The sequence below is a fragment of the Flavobacterium panacagri genome (assembly GCF_030378165.1).
GTDB lineage: Bacteria > Bacteroidota > Bacteroidia > Flavobacteriales > Flavobacteriaceae > Flavobacterium > Flavobacterium panacagri.
Genome location: NZ_CP119766.1, coordinates 2,728,576 through 2,749,795 on the forward strand (window position 1 = coordinate 2,728,576; position 21,220 = coordinate 2,749,795).

Here is a 21,220-nt window from a genome sequence, read left to right on the forward strand (position 1 = left end):
ATGACAAAGTTTACCATAAAAAGATACAAAGAGAATGATTTTTCTATCTGGAACAACTTTGTTGCTCAAGCCAAAAATGCTACGTTTTTATTTCATCGCGATTTTATGGAATATCATAAAGATCGATTTGAAGATTTTTCACTTTTAATTTTTGAAGAAGATAAATTACGCGCTGTTCTTCCTGCCAATAAAAAAGAAAATACAGTTTTTTCACATCAAGGATTAACTTATGGAGGATTAATCTATACTGCCAAATTGAAAGTTGAAAAAGTAGAATCCATTTTAGATGAAATTTTGCTTTTTTTGAAGGAGAATCATATAAAGACTTTTTATTATAAACCAATTCCAAATTTTTATTTGTTGGAAGGAAATACAGCAATAGATTTTTTTTTATTGAAAAGGGGAGCAGTTTTAGAACGAAAAGAAATGAATTTAGCGGTTAATCTAGCTGCGCCCTTACAGATTTCAAAAAGTAAATTGAAACACTTTAGAAGAATTGAAAATCTTGATTTGGATATAATTGAAGAAGAAGATTTTGATTTATTTTGGGAAAAAATTTTAAATCCGAGATTACTGGAAAAATTCAATACGAAACCGGTGCATTCTAAAGAAGAAATGACGCTTTTAAAAGCTAAATTTCCTCAAAATATAAGACAGTATTCTGCATACAGAAATGATGAAATTATAGCAGGAATAACGATTTTCGAAACAAAAAATGTAGTGAAATCACAATATGGAGCCACTTCAAAAATCGGAGAAGAATTTAGAGCACTCGATTTTTTATTCATCAACCTGATTCATAAATACAAACGAAAAGGAAAACATTTTTTTGACATGGGAATTGTAAATTCAGATACCGAAGATTATAATGCGGGTCTTTTAAAACAAAAGGAAGAACTGGGTTGTACGGTTTACAGTCAGGATTTTTATAAAATTGAAATAAAGTGATACCATTTTTAGATCTTAAAAAAATAAACAAACCGTATGAAACTGCTTTTCGGGAAAAACTGGAATTGGTTTTAAATAATGGCTGGTATATTTTAGGACAAGAAGTGGAAAATTTTGAAGAAGCATTTGCCCAATATTGTAATTCTAAATATTGTATTGGAGTTGGAAATGGTTTCGATGCTTTAGTTTTAATTTTTAAAGGCTACATCGAACTCGGAAAACTAAAAAAAGGAGACGAAGTTATCGTTCCAGCCAATACATATATTGCAAGTATTTTAGCCATTCTACAGGCTGATTTAGTTCCTGTTTTGGTCGAGCCAAGATTAGAAACCTACAATATAAATCCTGATTTGATTGAGGAAAAAATCACGTCAAAAACAAAAGCAATTTTAGCAGTTCATTTATACGGACAATTGGCTGAAATGGAAAAAATAAATGAAATTGCAGCAAAACATAATTTAATTGTAGTGCAAGATTGCGCACAGTCTCACGGAATAATTAACAATAAACAATTAACAATAAACAATTTAAAAAGTGCTTCTGCATACAGTTTTTATCCTGGAAAAAATCTTGGTTGTTTAGGCGATGGCGGAGCGATTAGCACAAATGATGCGGAACTGGCAAAAGTGCTGTTATCTCTTCGGAATTATGGTTCTGAGAAAAAGTATCACAATGAATTTATTGGCGTAAATTCTAGATTAGACGAATTGCAGGCTGGATTTTTAAACTTAAAATTACCAAATTTAGATGCTGATAACGAAAAGAGAAGAAACATTGCCAAACGCTATTTAACCGAAATTAGAAACGACAAAATAGAATTGCCTTTTTGGGATTTTTCAAATAATCACGTTTTTCATTTGTTTGTCATCCGAACACAAAACAGAGAAAAACTACAGGAATATTTAGCACAACACAATATTCAAACGGTTATTCATTATCCAATTCCGCCGCACAAACAAAAAGCTTTTTCGGAATGGAATGATTTATCATTTCCTATTACCGAAAAGATTCATAAAGAAGTTTTAAGTTTACCGATTAGTCCTGTTTTAATGGAGCAGGAAGTCGATTTTATTATCGAAATTTTAAATCAATATTAATTCGTGTCTGATAAAAAATCATATCAGCAAATTTTTAAAATGACTTCTCTTTTTGGTGGAGTTCAGTTTTTTTCGATTATAATTTCGATTATCAGAACCAAATTAATTGCTGTTTTTATAGGCCCGGCCGGAATGGGAATAATTGCGTTGTTGAATTCGACTTTAGGTGTTTTAAGTAGTATTTCTGGTTTAGGAATTGAAACCAGTGCTGTAAAAAATATCTCTGAAAACTTTAAAAATGAAGATTTAAAAACGGTTGCCAAAACGATTCAAATTGTAAAAAAGATTGTTTTTTTTACTGGAATTTTAGGAATGGTTTTGACTTTTGTTTTTTCAAAAGCTTTGAGCATAATTACGTTTGGAAATGCGGATCAGACATTTTCTTTTGCAGTTCTTTCAATTACTGTTTTGTTTAAATTGTTAAGCTCTGGCCAGCTTGCGGTTTTACAAGGTTTACGATCTTTTCGTTTTCTAGCCAAAGCCAACTTATATGGAAACATTTTTGGACTTTTTTTTTCGATTCCCTTGTATTATTTTTTTAAAATAGATGCCATAGTTCCTACTATAATTATAACCTCTCTATCATCTGTAATTTTTTCTTTTTACTATTCAAATAAAATTAAAATTGAAAAAGAAAAAATATCAAATGCAGTACTTTTATTAGAAGGGAAATTGATTGTAAAACTCGGTTTTATGCTGACCATAAGTAGTCTTTTAACGCTTTTATCAGCTTATTTAGTTCAAATTTATGTGGGCAAAACAGGAGGACTGGAGCAGGTTGGTTTTTATAACGCGGGTTTTACATTGTTGAACTCTTATGTTGGAATCATTTTTACAGTGATGAGTACCGATTATTTTCCAAAGCTTTCGGCTATTAATACTGATAATGAAAAAGTTAGAGAAAGTGTTGAGCAGCAGGCTTATGTTTCTGTTTTAATTATAATGCCTATTATTGTTTTGTTTTTGGCACTAAGTCCATTGATTATAAAAATCATCTATACTTCAAAATTTTATGAAATAATACCAATGATAAACATTGGAATTTTAGGAATGCTTTTTCGAGCAGTTTCCTGGTCGATGGGATTTATTTTAATTGCAAAGGGCGATTCAAAAATGTTTGTCAAAACTGCTATTGGTTTTAATGTTTTGTTTTTGATACTAAATGTTCTAGGGTATTATTTTGGAGGTTTAGAAGGTTTGGGTATTAGTTTTACATTTTACTTTTTTATTCATTTTATTGGACTAAAACTCATTACCCAAAAGCGATACGGATTTTATTTTGGTAATCAGTTTTACAAAATATATTTAATTTGCATTGCGATTTGTGCTTCGGCATTCTTGATTCAATACATTATAAATCCAGTTTTGCAATTCGGATTAATGATTCTTGTAATTTTGATTTCAGTTCTCTTTAGCATCAGCCAAATTCATAAAAAAATAAATTTAAGGGAAATTATCACGTCATTTGTAAAGCGAAAAAAAGATAAAAATGATTCAGAATAGTTATAGAAAATGCCGTTCATTTTATCATAAATTCAGATTTTACTACGCAGTAAACTGGACAAAAACATTATATTTTAATTTTAAGAAACTGCCTTTTCAAACTGCAAAGAAACTACCGATTTTCTTTTACGGAAAAGTAAAATTTAGTTCTTTAGAAGGACAAATTCAAATTGATGGACAAATTCAAAAAGGAATGATTGGTTTTGGTCAGCCTTATGAATTGAATAAGGCACACAAAGGAACTGCCGAAGTTACTATTTTGGGTAAGTTAATTTTTAAAGGAAAATTCCAATTTGGTAAAGATTGCTTTGTTTTCATTGGCGAAAATGCTGTATGCCAATTGGGAAACATGGCTTCATTAGCCTCAAGCGGCAAAATAATTTGCACTGAAAAAATTGTTTTAGGAGATTATGCCCGTTTTGGATCAGAATGCCAGATTATCGATACTAATTTTCATGATTTGATAGACAAGCAAACTGGAGAAAAATTACCCAAATCAGCTCCAATTTATATCGGAAATTATAATTTTATGAGCAACAGAGTTTCTATTCTAAAAGGAACTAAAACACCCGATTTTTGCACTATTGCTTCTAATAGTTTAGGAACAAAAGATTATACTTTGCTTGGTGAAAATATTCTAATAGGCGGCGTTCCTGCTAAATTGATCAGAAATAATGTTTCTAGAGACTGGCAGGGAGAAAAAGAACTATTAGATGATTTTCTAACGATTTAAAATAGCCACGAATTCACAAATTATTTTGACAATCTTAAGATGAAAATTCGTGAATTCGAGGTTGCTTTTATTTATAAAGTATTTTAATTCGCTGTTTAAGTTCTAATAAAATATACTTAAAAACCAATTTAAAATTAGATGTTTTAAAAGCCAGGATCAACTCAAAATGCATGCGTTTTAGAATCGCTTTATGTTCTTCTTTCGTTCTATTTAAGTGAATTGCTTTTTTGATAATCAAATAAGTCGAGTAATTTATTTTTTTTGATCTTTCGTCGTTTTTAAGATGAAAATGAGTTCCAAGAGAATTTGAAGATGTTCTTTTCTGAATTAGAATTTCATCAATAAAATCGAAATTATATTTTCGCGAAGCACGAATCCAGAAATCAAGATCTTCATAAGCAAGGTTTTCATCATAACCTTGTAAATCATCGAAAACAGATTTTTTTACCATCGAAGAAACGGAGCAGATGCTGTTTCCGCCAGAAATCACACTTAAATAAATATCTTCCGTTTGGCGTTTTTCGATTGTTTTTTTTGATTCGTTTACAGCAAAATAGTAAGAATCATGCTGACCTTCTTCAGTAATCAATTCGGCATTTCCATAAACGACGCCAAGATTTTTAAACTGGCTTTCCTGAAAAGCTTTTAACTGTAATGAAATGCAATTTGGCAGTAAAATATCATCACAGGCTAAATCGATAATATATTGCCCTTTAGCCAGTTTCAGGGCTTTGTTAAACGATTTGGTACTTCCTAGATTAGTTTCGTTTTCAATAAACTGAATCTGCGGATAATTAATCAGCCAATTTTTTATGACTTGCCTAGAATTATCTGTACTAAAATCATCCACAATAATAACTTCTATAAAAGAATAATCCTGATTTACAGCAGACATTAAAGAGGCTGTGACAAAATTTTCATGATTGTAGCACAAGCAAATAATGGTGACCAATGATTTATCCTGCATTTTGTTTTAAAGAGTTATATTTGATACGAAAATAAGAAATCGTCAATGATATTGTCTCACAAAAAAAAGAAAATTGCTTTAATAGGCTACCGTCTAAGCGGAGGTGGAAGTGATAAAGTAATGGCAAATTTGTCAATCTTTTTTGAGCGCAATGGATTTGAAGTGGATATTATTATTGTTTTAGACGAAGTCAGTTTTCCATATTCAGGGAAGCTTGTAAATCTTGGTCTCTTGAAAAATGAAAGTAACGGAATATTAAATAAAATTAAAAGGTTACAGGCTTTAAGAACCTATTTGAATAAAAATAAATTCGATTTTATAATCGATTTTCGTTTTAGGACAAAGATAATTCAGGAATTAATTTTGGCTCGATTTATTTACAATACCCAAACTATTTTTACGGTTCATAGTTTTTTGATTGATCACTATATGCCAAATAATTCGTGGTTAACACGATTGATGTATAACCACTGTCTGGCAAATGTTGTGATTACGTATGAAATGAAAACACTTATTGAAAATAAACATCATTTAAAAAATGTGTTTACAATTCATAATCCCCTAAATCTTGAAGAAATTAAGGAAAAACAAAACGAAGAAATTGATTTCGATTTTAATTTTATAATTGCAGTTGGGCAATATGAAAACGGAATTAAACAATTTGAGCAGCTCATTCCTAGTTATGCAAAATCTGATTTGCCTCAAAAACAAATTCATTTGGTAATTGTTGGAAATGGCGACCAGCCAAAACTTCAAAAACTTATTTTAGAATATAAAATTCAAGACTTTTTGCATCTTACGGGCTATCAAAATAATCCATTTAAATACTTGAGAAAGGCTCAGTTTTTAGTTGTAAGCAGTAAAAATGAAGGTTTTCCAAATATTATTTTAGAGGCATTAGGTTCTGAAATTCCTGTTGTTTCATTTGATTGCGATTTTGGCCCGAGAGATATGATTTCTTCCTTTGAAAATGGTATCTTAGTTGAAAATCAAAATTGGGAAAAGCTGACAGAAGCCATGAATTTATTAGCCACTGATGAAGATTTATATCAAAAATGCAAACAAAATACATTACAAAGCGTTGAGCCCTTTTTGCTTGATAAAATAGGGAAGCAATGGTTGAATTTAGTGCAGAAAGATTAGATATGACAACTATTCAAGATATAGAATTACTTAAAATTCCAGTTGTGGAAGACTTGAGCGGCAATTTGGCCTTTATTCAAAGCGGTGTTTTGCCATTTGAATTCAAAAGGGTTTACTATCTTTTTGATGTTCCCAGCAGTGCTTTTCGTGGCGGACATTCGCATATAGAACAGCATGAAGTTTTGATTGCTTTAAGTGGCAGTTTTGAAGTTACAGTAAATGACGGAAAAAACAAAAAGAGTTTTCTTTTGAACAAGCCAAATGTTGGCCTTCATTTGCCAAAAGGAATCTGGAGAGAATTAGAAAATTTTTCTTCAGGTGCAATCTGTTTGGTTTTAGCTTCAGATCTTTTTGAAGAAACCGATTATATTCGGGATTATGAAACTTTTTTGAATTCTAAAAAATGAAACTCCTTTACATTGTTCCAAAAATAAAAAGTGCGGGAGGTGTTGCCCGAGTTTTGTCAATTAAGGCGAATTATTTTATTGAACAGTTTAATTATGAAGTACATATTTTATCTCAAAACGAAGAAGAAAACCTAACTTTTTACAGCTTTAATCCTAAAATTGTTTTTCATAATATTGCTTTAAACGGAAATGCTTTTCAGTTTTTAAAAGCATATAAAAAACAGCTTAACCAAAAAATAAGAGAAATTGATCCAGATGTAATTTTGATCGCTGACAACGGATTAAAAGCATTTGTTTTTCCGTTTTTAGTTAAAACCAAAAAGCCAATTGTATTTGAAAGCCATGGTTCTAAATTTATTGAAGAAGAAAAACAAAAACAGGATTTTTTTTCAAAATCAATCCAGAAAATAAAATATAAATTTAAAGATTTTGGAGCTCGGAAATTCACAAAAATAGTCGCTCTTTCGGAAGAAAATAAGAAAGAATGGAATGTGAAAAATGCAGTTGTGATTCCAAATCCTTCATGGATTAAAACTAAAATAGTTTCAGATTTAAAAAATAAGAAAGTCATTGCTGTAGCAAGATTTTCATTTGAAAAAGGTTTGATTCGATTGTTGTTAATTTGGAGAGAAATCTATAAAAAACACCCAGATTGGATTTTAGAAATCTATACTGATGAGTCAGAAGCTTTAAGCAGAATTGTTTCAGATTTTAGATTGAAAGAAGCAGTTTTGGTTTTTCCTTTTGTGAAAAATATCGAAGAAAAATATTTAGGAGCATCAATTTATGCCATGACTTCAAGATCAGAAGGTTTTCCTATGGTTTTGCTGGAAGCGATGGCTTTAGGTTTGCCTTGTATTGCTTTCGATTGTCCAACGGGGCCAAGAGCTATAATTAAAAATAACACGAATGGATTTCTGATTCCAGATAATGATGATGTATTGTTTGTTGAGAAACTTTCTGCTTTAATTGAAAATGAAAATTTAAGATTAGAGTTTGGAAAAAATGCTAAACAAACTTCTGAATATTATGCTGAAGAAAAAATAATGGAACAGTGGAAAAATTTTCTTGAAAATGTTTAGTTCGACTGTCCTGCAAGGTTTCCAAAACCTTGTAGGTTTAAAAACCACGTTGGATTTAAAATAATATGCTTAAAAGGTCTTGTGAAACTTGCAATAATGCAATTTATCTAGCCGAATAGAGAACACAAAAATATCCCAATTTATAAAGATCAAAATAAAAGAGTGAAGGATTTTCAGAAAGTAAATTTCGTTCTATTCGTTCTTTATTTTTATTGAAAACAAATCTGGTAAAAGTTATTAATTTGAGACTTTTAAGAACTTCAAAAGCTTTGATAATTTTACTATCCGTTTTTGAGATTTTATTCGAATTATATAATAAAACCAAATTTTCTAAAGCCGTATTAGTTTTGCTTAAAAATTGCTCTGAAGTTTCTAAATTAAGATGAAACGTTGGATTTTGTATTTGAAGGATTTCAAAATGATTCTTTTTTAAACTAGAAAAGAAAATCACATCTTCATAACCATATTTAGTAATCGATTCGTCAAAAGGATATTCAATGAAAATGTCTTTTCTAATTAATAAATTGGAGCTTAAAAGAGAAGCTGTTTCTCTTTTTTGTCCATAAATCCATCTCAAGAGCTGTTCTTTTGGCGGTTTTTTCTCTTCGTAAATAATGCCTCCAAAAATGATATTTATATTTTTTGAAAGTGCATTAACATAGTTTTGAATGAAATTATTTTGTGCAGGAAAAGTATCGCAATCTAAAATCAGCAACCAGTCGTATTTTGCTTTTTGGGCTAAAGAATTAATGTTTTTTCCTCTTCCTAAATTAAATTCATTTATAAAAAATGAAACATAAGGAAAAGAATTAACTTCTTGATTTTTAGTGTTTATTGTAGATTTTGAAGCATCATCCTGACAAAGAATTTCATGTTTAATTCCTAAATTATCAGCCTGATGCTTAAGCTCTAAAACAAGTTTAGAAACATCATAATTGTAAACCGGAATTAAAATAGAAAGCATTACACGCTTCTTTGCACCACTTCGAAGATTCTTTCATCTTCGCATTTCAGAGTTTTAGAAGGGAATTTCATCAATAAAGCATAATCGTGCGTTGCCATGATTATGGTTTTTCCGTTGGCATTGATGTTTTTTAATACTTCTAAAACCTCAGAACTTGTCTGTGGATCAAGGTTTCCTGTTGGTTCGTCTGCCAATATAAATTCAGGATCATTCAACAAAGCTCTTGCAATAGCAACACGCTGCTGTTCACCACCAGAAAGCTGATGAGGCATTTTGTTTAGGAAATTAATCATTCCAACTTTGTCCAAAACTTCATCAATTTTGTATTCCATTGCTTCTTTTTCTGTCCATCCAGTTGCTTTTAGAACAAAAAGCATATTGTCTTTAATAGAACGGTCTGGAAGCAGTTTGAAGTCCTGAAATACAATTCCAATTTTACGTCTCAAGTACGGAATATCTTTTTCTTTTAAAGTAGCCAAATCAAATTCTACAATATGTCCTTCTCCTTCAACTAACGGTAAATCAGCATATAGAGTTTTTAAAAAACTACTTTTTCCAGAACCTGTTTTACCGATGATGTAGATAAATTCACCGTGGTTAACATCCAAATTAATGTGAGAGATAATTTTTCTTCCTTCTTGATATATAGTGACTTCTTTGAGAGATAGTACGGTTTCTGACATAATAAAATTGATTTGAATGGTAAAAGTAATAAGTTAACGGTTCTATTCAAAATAAATTTCAATCATTTCTGTGAGAAATTTCAAAAATTGAAAATAGTTTCAAGCGTTTAGAAAAAATGGAATAATAGTTGTGTGCAAAAAATAATCTTTTTAGAAAGTTTGAGAACCAATCTTTTGAAGTTTTAGAGCAGCAAAAATCACAGCAGTTTAAATTTTTGTTTATAATAAAACGGCAAAACGTTTCGTTATAAACCGTATAAAATGATACATTTGAATACTAAATATAACTAAAATGCGTAAACTTTCCTGGTTCTTTTTATTCCAAATCATCCTTTTATCGACGACAGTTTCGGCACAAAAATCAGCTATATATACTTACGATTTAAAGGATTTTGACAAAGCACTGGCTTTATATAATGATAAACAATATGCTTCGGCACAGCTCATTTTTGAGCATGTTAAAAATACTGAAGTTACCGAAGAAGTAAAGTCAGATTGTGCGTTTTACATCGCCAATTGTGCGATAAGAACCAACAAAGCAAACGCCGATGCATTGGTGGAAAAATTCGTTAACGATTATCCAACCAGCACTAAACAAAATCAAGCTTACATAGAAGCAGCCCAGTTCTTTTTTGAGCAGGGAAATTATCCAAAAGCATTGCAATGGTTTGATAAAGTAGATGAAAGTTATATGAGTAAAGCCGAATCGGATAAGTTTAATTTCATGAAAGGCTACAGCTATTTTAACGCTAAAAAGAAAAAAGAAGCGACTAACTATTTTAATAAAGTGGTAAATTCTAAAGAATATGGTTCTCAAGCCAAATATTATTTAGGATTCATGGCCTATGAAGGCGACGATTACAAAGAAGCAACCAAATATTTTGATGAGGTTTCTGGAGAAGAAAAGTACAAAGAAAAACTTTCATACTATCAAGCAGATATGAATTTCAAACTTGGTAATTTTCAAAAAGCAATTGATTTAGGGCAGACAGCAATGGCTAAATCAAATGAACTGGAAAAATCGGAATTGAATAAAATTATTGGAGAAAGTTATTTCAATTTGAAGCAATACGAGAAAGCCATTCCTTATTTAGAAAAATATGCAGGTAAAAAAGGAAAATGGAACAATACCGATTTTTATCAGTTAGGATATGCTTATTATGAGCAGAAAAACTACGAAAAAGCAATTTCTCAATTTAATAAAATTATCGAAGGAAAAGATTTCGTAGCACAAAATGCTTATTATCATTTAGGTTTGAGTTATTTGAATATTGGTAAAAAGCAGGAAGCTTTAAACGCGTTTAAAAATGCTTCAGAAATGGATTTCAATGCGCAGATTCAAGAAGATGCAGCTTTAAATTATGCTAAATTAAGTTACGATATTGGAAATGCGTATCAAGCCGTTCCTGGAATTTTGTTAGATTTCTTAAAAAAATATCCAAACAATTCAAGTCGTGCCGAAGTAGAAAAACTATTGGTGGATTCTTATATTTCTTCTAAAAACTACAAAGAAGCTTTAGCTTTATTAGAAAAAAACAGAACTGCAGAAAACAAAGCGGCTTATCAAAAAGTATTGTTTTATCGTGGCGTAGAATTGTACAACGAATCGAATTATCAGGAAGCAGGTAAAATGTTCAAAAGCGCTATCAGCGAACAAAAAACACCTGAATTTACTGCTCGTGCCACTTTCTGGAAAGCAGAAACAGAATATTTAAACGATGATATGCAGAATGCTTTGCTAACTTATAAGCAATTTGCCGGAATGTCTGCTGCAAAATCTACAGACGAATATAAAAACATCAATTATAATATTGGTTATACTTATTTTAAGTTGAAAGAATATGATCAGGCTGCGAATTCTTTTCAGGCTCAAATTGATAATTCTCCATCAGATAAAGTTCGTTTAAACGATTCTTATCTTCGTTTAGGAGATTGCCGTTTTGTAACTTCAAAATACAGCGCAGCAAACGAAGCTTATGGAAAAGCAATCGCAGCAAAAGGCGTTGATGCCGATTATGCTCAGTTTCAAAAAGCACTTTCTTACGGATTCATGTCAAACAATGCTAAGAAAGTAGACGAATTGAACAACTTCCTTCAGATGTATAAAAAATCGTCTTATCGTGACGACGCTTTGTTTGAATTAGGAAATACTTATGTTGCTGAAAAGAAAAATGATCAGGCAATCAAAACCTACGATCAGTTGATTTCAGAATTCCAAAATGGATCTTTTACTTCAAAAGCAATCTTAAAACAAGGTTTGATTTATTACAATTCAGATAGAGATCAGCAGGCTTTAACGAAATTCAAAAAAGTTGCTGCTGAGTTCCCGAAAACACCGGAAGCTTTAGAAGCAGTTGCAACAGCAAGATTAATTTATGTGGATTCTGGAAAAGTAGATGAATACGCAACTTGGGTTAGAACTTTAGATTTTGTTGAAGTTTCAGATGCTGAATTGGATAATGATACTTACGATGCAGCTTTCAAACAATACAGTCAAAACAATAGCAAAGCAGCAATTACAGGATTTTCGGGTTATGTGAGCAAATTCCCAACAGGATTACATGCTCTAGAGGTGAATTTCTATTTAGGACAGCTTTATTATGCTGAGGGTTCTGAGACAAAATCAACATCAAATTATCAATATGTTGCAGATCAGCCAAGAAATGAATTTACAGAGCAGGCTTTGAATAGACTGGCTCAGATTTATTTAAAAGCGAAAGATTGTGATAAATCAATTCCAGTTTTAAAACGTTTAGAAAACGAAGCAGATTATCCGCAGAATAAAACTTTTGCTCAGGCGAACTTAATGAAATGTTATTATGACAAAAAAGATTATGATAACTCCGTTGTTGCTGCTGAAAAAGTTTTAGAAAACCCAAAATCGGATGCTGGAGTAAAAGCCGATGCTCAGATTATTGTAGCACGTGCCGCAATTCAAACCGGAAATGAAGATAAAGCAAAAACAGCTTACGCTAAATTAATGACAACTTCTAAAGGAGAATTAGCAGCAGAAGCGTTGTATTACGATGCTTATTTTAAAACAAAAGAAGGCAAGTACGATGCTTCAAATATTGCAGTTCAGAAATTAGCTAAAAGTTATTCTGCTTATAAATACTACGGAGCAAAAGGTTTGGTTTTAATGGCGAAAAACTTCTACGGATTAAAAGACAGCTATCAGGCAACTTATATTTTGGATAACGTAATCAACAATTTCACAGATTATCCAGATGTGGTAGAAGAAGCGAAAAAAGAATTGAGTGCTATTAAAGCGGAAGAATCAAAAACGAATTCGTCGATTAATAGATAAGAATGGAGAGAATAGAAAAAAGATTATAGAGAAAAGAATATAGAAAATAGAGAAAAGAAAATAGATTGAGTCAAAGATTAGAAAGTCTATTCTCTTTATTCGATGTTCTATTTTCTAAAAAAGTACAAAGATTGGAAAGTCTATTCTTTATATTCTATGTCCCATTTTCTAAAAATAAATAAATAAATGAGTTTACCTTTTTACATAGTTGATGTTTTTGCCGATAAAAAATATGCTGGAAATCAGCTGGCAGTTTTTATGGATGCAGAAAATCTAAAGACAGAACAAATGCAGCAGATTGCACGAGAAATTAATTTTGCAGAGAGCACTTTTGTTACAAAGCTAGACAGAGAAAATAATAAAGCGGAAATTAGAATATTTACACCAGCACACGAAATGCAGTTTGCAGGACATCCAATAATTGGAACTTCATGGGTTTTGATAAACAAGATTTTTGAAAATGCTCCATCTGAAATGAAAGTAGAAGTTCCTATTGGGCCAATTGCAATTCATAAATCAGAAGATTTGATTTGGTTAAAAGCAGCGCAACCAAAGTTTTGGGATGTTTTTTCAAAAGAAGATTTTACACATTTCAGTAATCTGCAAGTAAGCGATTTTGAAAATCAATTTCCTGTTCAAGAAGTAACAACAGGAAGCGCTTTTGTAATGGTTCCGCTCAGCAGTAGAAGAGCTTTAGAAAATTTGGTTTTGGATAAAGACAAAGCGGGTCTATGGATGAAACAGCATTGTAAAACCGATCACCAAGGTTTATATTTTTACTATTTTGAAGGAACAAAAGTAACCAGCAGATTATTGTACATTGAACACAATCAGTTAATGGAGGATGCTGCGACAGGAAGTGCCAGTACATGTTTGCAAGCCTCTTTGTTAAAATACAATACCAAAGAAATTGAACTAATCAACTTTCAGGGCGAGTTTATAAACAGACCTTCTGAAATCTATTTTAAAGGAAAATTAGTTGACGATCAGTATGATATCAATATCGGAGGAAAAGCTCAGTTTGTTGCCAAAGGAGAATGGGAAGCTTAAGCAAGAACATAGAATATAGAATATAGAACAAAGAAAAAAGATTTTAGAATATAGAAAGAGAACAAAGGGGTTTTAGCATAAGAATTAAGAAATAGCAAAAGTCTATTCTCTATATTCTTTTCTCTATACTCTTAAAAAGAAGAAATATGAAATTAAATTGCCAGTATAAAATTATCGTTTTACTAGTATTATTTGCTGTCCAGCTTTCGTTTTCCCAAGTTAAGAAAAATGAAAGTATCGGAACGGAAACCGTAAATGTTGTAAAACCGTATTCGCCGACTATTTCAGATGCTTTTAAAGTAAAAGAAAATCCTTCGCTTGATGACAGCGGTAATCAGCCAAAGGAAGTAATTAAATACAGTATTTTATCTGTTCCTGTGGCTTCTACGTTTACGCCTTCTAAAGGAAAAGCAGAAGGCGTTGAAAAAGCCAAAAAAGAAAGATTATTTAATAACTACGCCACTGTAGGAGTTGGAAATTATGGTACTTTGAATGGAGAATTATTTATAAATCAGGATTTAGGAAATAACGATTATGTGGCGGGAATGTTTCGCCATCATTCTTCGCAGGGCGGTATTAAAGATGTTGAGTTAAATGATGAATTTTATGATACTGCAATTAATGTTGGCTACGGTCAAAATAACAGAGATAACAATTGGAATGTCGATTTAGGATATCAAAACCAAATCTACAATTGGTACGGACTTCCAGCTGATTTTGGTTCGACAATTCCGGCACAGCGTTATGATTTAATAAACAGTATTAATTCTGATCATTCATATAACACGATTTGGTTAGGCGGAAATGCAGAATTTACAGAGAGTATTTTTAGTAATCTTGCAGCAAAATTTACTCATTTTTCAGACAGTTATTCTTCATCAGAAAATAGATTTTTTGTAAAACCGACTTTTACTGTTGACGTAATGGATCAGGCAATTAAAACCAATGTAATTGTAGATCACGTAAGCGGTTCTTTTAAAAATAATTATTTGCAGAATAATACAGAAGCTGTTAAATATGGTTTTACAAATGTTGGAATCGAGCCAAGTTTTGTAATTCATGAAAATGACTGGACGTTAGAATTGGGAGCTGGAGTTTTTTACAGCGGAGATTCTGAAAACAGTGGCAATAAATTTTATTTGTATCCAAAAGTAAATGCTTCTTATAAATTGGTGGGAGATTTAATGATTTTCTATACAGGAGTTGATGGAGGTTTAAAACAAAACTCTTATGCTGACTTTGTGACTGAAAATCCGTTTTTATCACCGACTTTAAATATGCGTCCGTCAAGCACGCAGTACAATGTTTTTGCAGGTTTAAAAGGAAAACTGGCAAACAATGTAAATTATAATTTGACAGGTTCATATTTGAATGAAAAAGACAAAGCGTTGTTTAAAGCAAATGATTACACAGAAGTAATTACGAACGAAGATTATGCTTTTGGAAACTCATTTGGAGTAGTTTATGAAGATATTAGAACTTTACGATTTTACGCAGAATTAAAAGCCGATTTCTCTCAAAATGTAACATTCGGAATCGACGGAACGTTTAATAGTTACAATACAGATAATGTAGTTGAAGCATGGAATTTACCAACAATGAAATTAAGTTCAACTTTAGACGTTACTATTACTAAGCAATGGTATGCAGGATTGAATGTGTTTTATGTTGGCGAAAGAAAAGATATGCAGGCAAATTCGGGTATTGCAGCTAATTATGCTCCGATAACTTTAAAAAGTTACTTTGATGCCAATGCGCATTTGGGATATAAATTCAACGAACGTTTGACATTTTTCTTAAAAGCGAATAATATAGGAAATCAAGCATATCAAAAATGGTTGAATTACCCAGTGCAAGGATTCCAGATATTAGGAGGAGCAAATTATAAATTTGATTTTTAGGCTTATTGCCACAAAGACACAGAGGCACTAAGATTTTATAAAAAAATAAAGTACCTTTTTTTTTCAGCCATGAACTCATGAATTTTTTGGAGTAGATTCGTGAATTCGTGGCTGTTTTTTTAATTTTATATTTATGGAAGTTAAATTACGTCAGGAAAATAAAAATGACTTTGAAAGTGTTTTTCAATTAATAGAAAAAGCTTTTGAAAAGGAAGAATTCAGCGATCATAAAGAACAATTTTTAGTAGAAAGATTAAGGGATTCCGATGCTTTTATTCCAGAATTATCTATTGTTGCTGAAATTGATGATACAATCGTTGGACATATTTTATTTACCAAACTGGAAATAAAGAATGAAACTCAAGCCTTTCAATCATTGGCGCTTGCCCCAGTTTCGGTTTTACCTGAATTTCAAGGAAAAGGAATTGGTTCCAAACTTATTCTGTATGGACATGAAGTGGCAAAAAGCTTAGATTATAAATCGATTATTTTGCTAGGACATAAAGATTATTATCCAAGATTCGGATACGAACTTTGTAAAAAATACAATATCAAAATGCCTTTTGATATTCCTGCTGAAAACTCTATGATAATTGAGCTTGCGAAAGATGGCTTAAAAGATGTAAGTGGAGAAGTAGTATATCCAAAAGCTTTTTTTGAATAAAAATTTAGACAAAGAAGAAAAACCTTAGCATCTTTGCACCTCAGAATCTCAGTACCTCAAAAAAAATGACCTTCAAAGAAAAAATATACACTCACTACACACAAATGGTTCAAGATCGAATAGATGTTTTTAGAGACATGATTTCCAACTTGACCGAAGATTCAAAAAACGATGCCAAAGGTTCTGCCGGTGACAAACACGAAACTGCATTGTCGATGATGCATATCGAGCAGGAAAAATTGACTAATAAACTGAAAGAAGCGATTGAGCAAAAAAGCATTTTAGATAAAATCGATTCGTTGAAATCTACTGAAAATATTGTTTTGGGAAGTTTAGTAAAAGCAAACGGCATCTATTTATATGTTAGTGTCGCTCTTCCTAAAATAGCAATTGATGGAATCAATGTGATTGCACTTTCTCCGCAATCTCCTTTAGGAAATCATTTAATGGGAAATAAGGCTGGATTTCAGTTTGAAATTAATAAGACGCATTATACGATTCAAAGTGTTGAGTAATCTTATTTACTAAGTCTAGAACTTTGACAAAGTTGAATTAACCTCAAAGTATTCTCCATAATCTTGTCATTTCGGAACGAGACCCGAGCGATAGCGAATAGGCGAAGCAAAGCTTCGCAAGTAACTCCGCATAGTATATTGCCAATCTTTGTTTTTTGTTAAATATAGCCCGTGGTTGAAACCACGGGCTATATTTGATAAACAATTGTGGAATTTATAATTTTAGAACAGTTTGATGTTGGCTCTTTACGAATTCTTCATTGATGTTGAAATAACTCAAAATTTAATTCAAAAAATCGTTCTGAACTTTCATTTTTAAAGCGTTTTTTGGTTCCAAATTAAAATTTTCAAGTTTCAACCTCATTTTTACTTTTAAATTTTACATTTTTAATGTAAATTGATGTTTTTGATTAATAATTGTAATTGATATTGAGGTTTGTGTTTTTCAATTGTAACTAATATTACATCTTTGCCTTATCAAATTAAAAACTTAAAATTAAAATATAGAATATTATGTGTGGAATTGTATGTGCCTTTGATCTTAAACAAAAAGCCGAAGCGTTAAGACCTCAAGTATTAGAAATGTCAAAAATCATTCGTCACCGCGGGCCAGACTGGAGCGGTATTTACAGTAATGATAAAGCGATTCTTTCTCATGAGCGTTTGGCAATTGTAGATCCAGCTTCAGGAAAACAACCTTTATTTACAGAAGATAAAAAATTGGTTCTAGCTGCAAACGGTGAAATTTACAATCACAGAGATTTGCGTAAACAATTTGAAGGAAAATATAACTTTCAAACTGAAAGTGACTGTGAAGTTATTTTAGCTTTATATAAAGAAAAAGGAGTAAGCTTTGTTGACGAATTAAACGGAATCTTCGGTTTTGCAATTTATGATGTAGATAAAGATGAGTATTTTGTTGCTCGCGACCACATGGGAATTATTCCATTGTACATTGGATGGGATCAGCATGGAACTTTCTATGTAGCTTCTGAATTAAAAGCATTAGAAGGATACTGTACAAAAATCGAATTATTTCCTCCAGGACATTATTTATCAAGCAAAGATGGTGAATTTGTACAATGGTACAAAAGAGACTGGGTTGATTATGATGCGGTAAAAGACAACGAAACAAGTATTCCTGAAATCAAAAAAGCATTGGAAGCGGCAGTTCACAGACAATTAATGAGTGATGTTCCTTACGGAGTTTTACTTTCTGGAGGTTTAGATTCTTCTATTACTTCGGCTGTAGCCAAAAAATTTGCACAAAAAAGAATTGAGTCAGATGATACTACAGATGCTTGGTACCCACAATTACACTCTTTCTCAGTTGGATTAGAAGGTTCGCCTGATTTAGCGGCAGCAAGAAAAGTAGCAGATCATATCGGAACTATTCACCACGAAATTAAATTTACTATTCAGGAAGGTTTAGATGCGGTTCGTGATGTAATTTACAACCTTGAAACGTATGATGTAACTACAGTAAGAGCTTCGACTCCAATGTGGTTAATGGCAAGAGTGATTAAATCAATGGGAATCAAAATGGTTCTTTCGGGAGAAGGAGCAGATGAATTGTTCGGAGGATATTTATATTTCCACAAAGCACCAAACGCAAGAGAATTCCACGAAGAAAACGTTCGTAAATTAGGAAAACTACACATGTACGATTGTTTACGTGCGAACAAAAGTTTGGCAGCTTGGGGAATTGAAGGTCGTGTGCCATTCTTAGATAAAGAATTTATGGATGTTGCGATGCGTATCAACCCACAAGATAAAATGATCAACAAAGAGCATCCAATGGAAAAATGGGTAGTTCGTAAAGCTTTTGAAGACATGCTTCCAGAAAGTGTGGCTTGGAGACAAAAAGAGCAATTTTCTGATGGAGTAGGATACAGCTGGATTGATACTTTGAAAGAAGTGGTAGCCAGAGAAGTTTCGGATGAGCAATTAGCAAATGCTAGATTCAAGTTCCCATTACAGACACCAACTTCAAAAGAAGAATATTACTATCGTTCAATCTTTACAGAGCATTTTCCAAGTGATGCAGCGGCATTATGCGTGCCTCAGGAAGCAAGTGTGGCTTGCAGCACAAAAATCGCTTTGGAATGGGATGAAGCTTTCAAAAACATGAACGATCCATCTGGAAGAGCAGTAGCAAGCGTTCACGATGATGCTTATGAAAAAGCCTAAATAAGAGTTTAATTTTTAGAATTAGTATATATATTGCCGAAAGACGTTCTTGAAAAAGAACGTCTTTCTTGTCTAAAATTGTTAAATTCTAGATTTCAGTTCTTTATAAAAAGTTTTTGGTAATTGGTAAGCTTACTTTTTTTATATTTGGCATTCTCCGAAATAAAATTGAATCCCCGAAGATTTTAATATGGAAAGTATTAGGAAAGCAAAAAATAATCTTTAGTTTTGCTTTTAGTGAAAATTTTTAATGATTTTTTAATGTACAGCTTGCTTTGAGTTTTGTACAATACAATATAATAATAAATAGAATAGTATGTCTGGATTGTTAGCCGTAATTGGTAAAGGAAAAGACCCCAAACTTGTTAAAGAACTTTCAGAAAGAATGTCATATCGAGGCCCTGATGAAAGTGATGTTCATATTATGGAAAATGGCAGTATATTGTGTCATGAAAGTCTATCAATCATTGATCTTAATTCGGGAAAGCAGCCAATTCAAGGCACTAATAAAGCTTGGATGGTTCATGATGGTGAGATTTACAATTATAAAGAACTTAAAGAAACGGTTTTAAAACATCATACTTTTAGAACAGAATCGGATTCAGAAGTGATTGTGCGTCTTTATGAAGAATTTGGTTATGATTTTTGTAACAAACTCGATGGTGATTTTGCTTTTGTGGTAATTGATGGTGACAAATATATTGCAGGTCGTGATCCAATTGGTGTGAAGCCTTTATATTATGGTTTGGACGAAAGAGGACGTATTTATTTTTCTTCAGAAATGAAATCTATTGCAGATCAGTGCAAATCGTTTTCAACTTTTCCTCCAGGACATTATTATACAGCAAAAACGGGTTTTGTAAAATATTACCGTCCAGAGTACGAAGATCATAAAAATGCAGACCAGCCTTTAGATCTAAATGTAGTTCGTCAGAGTTTAATCGATGCAACAAGTAAACGTTTGTTGGCAAATGTTCCTGTTGGAGTAATACTTTCGGGAGGATTGGATTCGTCTTTAACGTCTTCTATCGCTTGTCGTATATTAAAAGAAAACGGACAAAAACTGCATTCTTTTTCAATTGGTTTAGATGCAGATTCTCCAGATAATATTGTGGCGCGAAAAGCAGCTGAATTTTTAGGAACAGAGCATCATGAAATTCATTTTTCTGTAGAAGAAGGAGTCCAGATTTTAGAAAAAGTAATTTATCATATCGAAACGTATGATATTATTTCGGTAAGATCCGGAGTGCCGATGTATTTGCTTTCTAAAGCGATTGCTGAGCAAGGAATAAAAGTAATTTTGTCAGGAGAAGGAGCAGATGAGGTTTTTGGAGGTCATTTGTATTTTAGAAATGCGCCTTCAACAGAGGAATTTCAAGATGAAACAATAGAAAGAGTTCAGAAGTTGTTTACGGCAGATTTACTTCGTGCGGACAAAACCACAATGGCTCACGGATTGGAAGTGAGATTCCCGTTTTTGGATACCACATTCCTAGATACAAATATCCGAATCAAAACAGAGGAAAAACAACCTAAAACATACGATGGAATTGAAAAATACATTCTAAGAAAAGCTTTTGATACACCAGAAGATCCTTATTTGCCTTCAGAAGTTTTATGGCGTCAAAAAGAGCAATTTTCTGATGGGGTAGGTTACAATTGGGTTGATGAATTAATTGAATATTGTGCTTCTCAAGTTACAGACGAACAATTAGCGGGTGCAAATGCAGAATTTCCGTATAATTCTCCAACGACAAAAGAAGCTTATTTGTACCGCTCTATTTTTCATAAATATTATCCACAGGTCAGTGCAGCACAAACTGTGCGTAAATGGATTCCAAAATGGCAGGAAAATCTTGATCCAAGTGGAAGAGCAAATGCAGCACACTTACAGGGAAATTTTGAAAGTGTAAAATCTGGAGTGGTAGTTTAAGAGCTAAATTCAAAAAAATAAATTCCAAATTCCAAGATTGGAGTACATATAGAAAAGCCGAAATGCATTCAAATGTAGTTTCGGCTTTTTAATTTTTTACGTTATTTCCAGTTTTATAATTTATAATTTAAGA

The 21,220-nt window shown here is 31.9% G+C and carries 17 protein-coding genes; 14 read left to right on the top strand and 3 right to left on the bottom strand.

The window, feature by feature from the left end; genetic code table 11:
• The 4 genes from P2W65_RS12175 to P2W65_RS12190 are packed head-to-tail and all read left to right on the top strand — an operon-like array spanning window position 1 to window position 4,281.
• Complete coding sequence (locus P2W65_RS12175; protein WP_289665853.1) at window positions 1–948, top strand: GNAT family N-acetyltransferase; 948 nt, start codon at window positions 1–3, stop codon at window positions 946–948.
• Complete coding sequence (locus P2W65_RS12180) at window positions 945–2,045, top strand: DegT/DnrJ/EryC1/StrS family aminotransferase (protein WP_289665854.1); 1,101 nt, start codon at window positions 945–947, stop codon at window positions 2,043–2,045. The genes P2W65_RS12175 and P2W65_RS12180 overlap by 4 nt, the downstream gene beginning before the upstream one ends.
• A gap of 39 nt (window positions 2,046–2,084) precedes the next feature.
• On the top strand, window positions 2,085–3,548 hold the full coding sequence (locus P2W65_RS12185; protein ID WP_289665856.1) for an oligosaccharide flippase family protein: 1,464 nt from the start codon (window positions 2,085–2,087) through the stop codon (window positions 3,546–3,548).
• Window positions 3,535–4,281, top strand: coding sequence for an acyltransferase (locus P2W65_RS12190; RefSeq protein WP_289665857.1), 747 nt, complete (start codon window positions 3,535–3,537; stop codon window positions 4,279–4,281). The genes P2W65_RS12185 and P2W65_RS12190 overlap by 14 nt, the downstream gene beginning before the upstream one ends.
• A 67-nt stretch (window positions 4,282–4,348) precedes the next feature.
• Here P2W65_RS12190 and P2W65_RS12195 read toward each other — a convergent pair whose 3' ends face one another.
• Entirely contained in the window at window positions 4,349–5,248 is a 900-nt protein-coding gene (locus tag P2W65_RS12195; protein WP_289665859.1) for a glycosyltransferase family 2 protein, read from the bottom strand.
• Window positions 5,249–5,293: 45 nt separating this feature from the next.
• Here P2W65_RS12195 and P2W65_RS12200 point away from each other — a divergent pair, with 45 nt between their 5' ends.
• The 3 genes from P2W65_RS12200 to P2W65_RS12210 are packed head-to-tail and all read left to right on the top strand — an operon-like array spanning window position 5,294 to window position 7,880.
• Entirely contained in the window at window positions 5,294–6,391 is a 1,098-nt protein-coding gene (locus tag P2W65_RS12200; RefSeq protein WP_289665860.1) for a glycosyltransferase, read from the top strand.
• Window positions 6,364–6,798 carry a sugar 3,4-ketoisomerase gene (locus P2W65_RS12205; RefSeq protein ID WP_289665862.1) on the top strand — a complete coding sequence of 145 codons (435 nt, stop codon included), beginning with the start codon at window positions 6,364–6,366 and terminating at the stop codon, window positions 6,796–6,798. Before P2W65_RS12200 ends, P2W65_RS12205 begins: the two co-directional genes overlap by 28 nt.
• A complete protein-coding gene (locus P2W65_RS12210) occupies window positions 6,795–7,880 on the top strand; it encodes a glycosyltransferase family 4 protein (RefSeq protein ID WP_289665863.1) in 1,086 nt (361 codons plus the stop codon). The genes P2W65_RS12205 and P2W65_RS12210 overlap by 4 nt, the downstream gene beginning before the upstream one ends.
• A gap of 103 nt (window positions 7,881–7,983) precedes the next feature.
• Here the strand turns inward: P2W65_RS12210 and P2W65_RS12215 are convergent, their stop codons facing one another.
• Both P2W65_RS12215 and P2W65_RS12220 read right to left on the bottom strand, forming a co-directional pair.
• Complete coding sequence (locus P2W65_RS12215) at window positions 7,984–8,844, bottom strand: glycosyltransferase family 2 protein (RefSeq protein WP_289665864.1); 861 nt, start codon at window positions 8,842–8,844, stop codon at window positions 7,984–7,986.
• Window positions 8,844–9,527, bottom strand: coding sequence for a cell division ATP-binding protein FtsE (locus tag P2W65_RS12220; RefSeq protein ID WP_289665865.1), 684 nt, complete (start codon window positions 9,525–9,527; stop codon window positions 8,844–8,846). The genes P2W65_RS12215 and P2W65_RS12220 overlap by 1 nt, the downstream gene beginning before the upstream one ends.
• 292 nt (window positions 9,528–9,819) lie before the next feature.
• On the opposite strand from P2W65_RS12220, the gene P2W65_RS12225 reads away from it, so the two are divergent.
• From P2W65_RS12225 to asnB (P2W65_RS12255), 7 genes are all read left to right on the top strand, one after another.
• Window positions 9,820–12,834 (top strand): tetratricopeptide repeat protein, encoded by a 3,015-nt coding sequence (locus P2W65_RS12225; protein WP_289665867.1) that lies wholly within the window; start codon window positions 9,820–9,822, stop codon window positions 12,832–12,834.
• 186 nt (window positions 12,835–13,020) lie between these two features.
• Complete coding sequence (locus tag P2W65_RS12230; protein ID WP_289665868.1) at window positions 13,021–13,884, top strand: PhzF family phenazine biosynthesis protein; 864 nt, start codon at window positions 13,021–13,023, stop codon at window positions 13,882–13,884.
• A gap of 146 nt (window positions 13,885–14,030) precedes the next feature.
• Window positions 14,031–15,785: a TonB-dependent receptor gene (locus tag P2W65_RS12235; RefSeq protein WP_289665870.1), complete on the top strand. Its 1,755-nt coding sequence runs from the start codon at window positions 14,031–14,033 to the stop codon at window positions 15,783–15,785.
• A gap of 133 nt (window positions 15,786–15,918) precedes the next feature.
• Window positions 15,919–16,449 (top strand): GNAT family N-acetyltransferase, encoded by a 531-nt coding sequence (locus P2W65_RS12240; RefSeq protein WP_289665871.1) that lies wholly within the window; start codon window positions 15,919–15,921, stop codon window positions 16,447–16,449.
• Between the two features lie 65 nt (window positions 16,450–16,514).
• Entirely contained in the window at window positions 16,515–16,964 is a 450-nt protein-coding gene (locus P2W65_RS12245; protein WP_179007051.1) for a hypothetical protein, read from the top strand.
• A 513-nt stretch (window positions 16,965–17,477) separates the two neighbouring features.
• Complete coding sequence (gene asnB / locus P2W65_RS12250; RefSeq protein ID WP_289665873.1) at window positions 17,478–19,154, top strand: asparagine synthase B; 1,677 nt, start codon at window positions 17,478–17,480, stop codon at window positions 19,152–19,154.
• Window positions 19,155–19,470: 316 nt separating this feature from the next.
• A complete protein-coding gene (gene asnB, locus P2W65_RS12255) occupies window positions 19,471–21,087 on the top strand; it encodes an asparagine synthase B (RefSeq protein WP_289665874.1) in 1,617 nt (538 codons plus the stop codon).
• Window positions 21,088–21,220 lie beyond the last annotated feature (133 nt).